Consider the following 3,085-nt stretch of genomic DNA (forward strand, 5'->3'; position numbering starts at 1 on the left):
ATAAGAGACAGGCGCCGGCCTGTGTGGCCTTGCTGCCGGGGGACCTCGTCATCACCGAGTACCTCAACGACCCCGCGGGCGCGGACACCGGGAAGGAGTACGTGGAGGTCCACAATCCCAACCGGGAGACCGTGGACCTGCTGGGCGTGACGCTCTTCACCGCCCGCGAGGAGGGGGCGCAGGAGCGGGCCTATACGCTGACCACGGGACTGCCGGTCGATGCAGGGACCTTCGTCGTGCTGGGGGACGTGCGCGACGGGCCCCTGCCCGAGCACGTGGACCAGACCTATGGCGATGCGCTCGGGGCCCTGGGAAACAGCGGGGGGCTCGTGGGGCTCAGGTGCGGGACGCGGCTGCTCGACTCGGTGGTGCTCACCGCGCCCGCGAAGTCGGGCTCGGCGCGGATCCGGGATGCGCTGTCGCGCTGGTGTGATGCGCCGGAGATGGTGCCGGGAGGGGCGCGTGGCAGTCCGGGCGCGGCGAACGCGCCGTGCCCCGACCTGGCTGACGGTGGAACGCCCGTCGGGGACGGGGGCCGCGCGGGGACCTGTCTTCCACCGGGGGCGGTGGCGCCCCGGGACGTCCGGGCTCCGCGCCCGGGCGAGCTCGTCATCACCGAGGTGATGGCCAACCCGCGAGGCGACGACACGGTGGGCGAGTGGCTGGAGGTGCGGGCCACCGTGCCCGTGGACCTCAATGGCCTGACGGTGGGGACGGACACGTCGGGCACGCGCCTGGAGTCGGAGCGCTGCCTGTCGCTCGCCGCGGGCGAGTCCGCGCTGCTGGCGCGCCGGAGGGAGCGCGAGGTGAACAGCGGGCTCCCGGAGCCCCTGGCCACGTTCTCGGTGGACCTGCGCAACGCGGGCGGCGTCGTCGCCGTGCGCGCGGGAGGCGTGCTCATCGACAGCGCGCTGTATGGCCCGGCGCAGGACGGCGTGGCCACCCAGGTGTCGGCGCCGCTCACCGCCGAGGCGAAGGGCAACGACGTGCCCTCCGCGTGGTGCCCGGCCACGGAGCCCTATGGCGACCAGGGCAACCTGGGTACGCCGGGGCGGCTCAACCGCGCGTGCTCCGGAGCGGACGCGGGGGTGGTTTCCCAGACGGGATGCATCGACCGGACGACGGGGCAGCCCCGCGCGCCCCGCGTCCCCACCGCGGGCTCGCTGGTCCTCACCGAGTTCATGGCGGATCCCACCGCCGCGCCGGATGCGACGGGAGAATGGGTGGAGGTGCTCGCGCTGCGCGAGGTGGACCTCAACGGGGTGACGCTCTCCAACGAAGCGGGCGGCACCGTGCTGGACTCGGCGCTGTGCCTGTCGGTGAGGGCAGGGGGCTACGCCGTCCTCGCGCGCGACGAGGAGGCTTCGCTCAATGGCGGGCTGCCGGCCGTGCTCGGCACGTTCGGCTCCAGCCTGGGCAACGGCGCTGGGGCGCACGTCCTGAAGCTGGCGGTGCAGGGGACCGTGCTGGACGCGGTGTCCTTCACGAGCGCAGCGACCCCTGGCGTGTCCTCGCAGCTCGATGCGCGCGTACGGGACGCGGCCGGCAACGATGCATCCAGCGCCTTCTGCACGACGCCCGTGGGCGTGAGGTACGGCGCGGGAGACCGGGGCACCCCGGGCCGCGAGAACCGGACGTGCGCGCCATGAGGACGTGGAGCGTGGGGTTCGTGTTGCTGCTGGCGGTCCTCTTGGCCTGCGGAGGCGAGGAGGGGGAGTGCGGACCGCGCACGGGCGTGGTGACCCAGGTCATCGACGGGGACACGGTGGTGCTCCAGGACGGCGAGCGCATCCGCTACCTGCTCGCCGACGCGCCGGAGACGACGCGCGGCCATCACGACTGCTTCGGTGAGGAGGCGGCGGCGTTCAACCGCTCGCTCGTGGAGGGCCGCACGGTGCGACTGCGGGACGGGGAGGCGTGCACGGACCGCTTCGGACGGCGGCTCGCGTATGTGTCCGTGGAGGGCCACGACGTGAACGCGCTGCTCGTGGAGCGCGGGTACGCGTGCACGCTGTTCGTCTCGCCGGCCGGTGGCTCCCGGCGCGGCGAGTTCGAAGCCCTGGAGGTCGAGGCCCGGAGGGCCCGCCGGGGCCTGTGGGGCCGCTGCCCGGCGCCGTGCCCGAAAGGCCGGCGCCCGGCGGCGTCCGCGCTACGCCAGCGCGTCCGTCACCGCCAGCTTCAGCTCCCGGTCCAGCGGCCACGCGGCCGGGTGGCGCGACGTGATGAGGTCCAGCGTGTCGCCCTGGAGCCGCACGTGGAAGGTGTCACCCACGGACAGCCGCAGCTTGAGCCCCTTCTGCTGGAGCACCGGGTCGAAGTCGGACGCCGCCGCGAGCCCGCTGACGACCTCCCCCGTGCGCTCGATGAGCCAGGCCAGCGCCTGCACGGTGCTGGCCTGCTCCAGGTCCGTGCCCGGGCCGAACTCCGCCGTCACCGGGATGCCCCAGGTGGTGGACAGCTTGTCGGCCATCGCGGGCAGCTGACGCCGCAGGTGCAGGGGCGAGGACTCGGGCATCGACTTCGCCGGCGTGTCCAGCACGGTCACGTCGTGCAGCGTGAGCGCCTCGATGACCCCGTCCGGCACGAACGTCACGTCCGTGCTGTCCCCGCGCGAGCCGTCCCTGCTCGACGTGTTCAGGAGCACCCCGCGTCCCTGACGGAACTCGCCGTACTCGCGGAGGATGCCCGTCACCTCGCGTCCGCTGCGCAGGAACAGCGTCACCTGCGGCAGGTTGAGCGGCAGGCCCTCGTTGCGTCGGGACATGAGGATGCTCATCGCCTCCATCACCTCCCAGACGCTGCGCACGTGCCCCCGACCCAGGGACTCCAGCGGATCCACCGGCTTGGAGAAGGCCATGATCAATCCCTCCCCTTTAGGTCGGATCCCCGCGGATGTGTCCACGACGGGGGCTGCCTCGGCGCCGTGCCTGCGTCCTGTCCGTCGGTCCTGCGCTCCGCGAATGCCATGACCCGATTCCTCCCCAGCGTGTTCCTATCCAGCTTCGCCCATGTCCCCGACGGGACCCAGCGGCACGCGCAGGCCTTCCATGGCCGCCTGCCACCCCCTCGGGTCCCATCCCAGAGG

At 73.1% G+C, this 3,085-nt stretch carries 2 protein-coding genes and 1 pseudogene; 2 read left to right on the plus strand and 1 reads right to left on the minus strand.

Going from position 1 to position 3,085, the window contains the following annotated elements:
• Together D7V93_RS40960 and D7V93_RS47150 are read left to right on the plus strand one after the other, a co-directional pair.
• On the plus strand, positions 1 to 1,649 hold a 1,649-nt coding region (locus D7V93_RS40960; RefSeq protein ID WP_147451619.1), incomplete at its 5' end, for a lamin tail domain-containing protein.
• A pseudogene (locus tag D7V93_RS47150) lies at positions 1,646 to 2,086 on the plus strand (thermonuclease family protein); the annotation flags it as partial. The gene D7V93_RS40960 and the pseudogene D7V93_RS47150, both read left to right, overlap by 4 nt.
• A 63-nt stretch (positions 2,087 to 2,149) precedes the next feature.
• Here D7V93_RS47150 and D7V93_RS47155 read toward each other — a convergent pair.
• Entirely contained in the window at positions 2,150 to 2,857 is a 708-nt protein-coding gene (locus D7V93_RS47155) for a hypothetical protein (protein ID WP_244237810.1), read from the minus strand.
• Positions 2,858 to 3,085 lie beyond the last annotated feature (228 nt).

The organism is Corallococcus llansteffanensis (assembly GCF_003612055.1).
In the GTDB taxonomy this organism is placed as follows: Bacteria; Myxococcota; Myxococcia; order Myxococcales; family Myxococcaceae; genus Corallococcus; species Corallococcus llansteffanensis.

Coding starts and splice junctions, on each gene's coding strand:
- D7V93_RS47155 (WP_244237810.1), bottom strand. CDS start 2,857: ATGGCCTTCTCCAAGCCGGTGGATCCGCTGGAGTCCCTGGGTCGGGGG.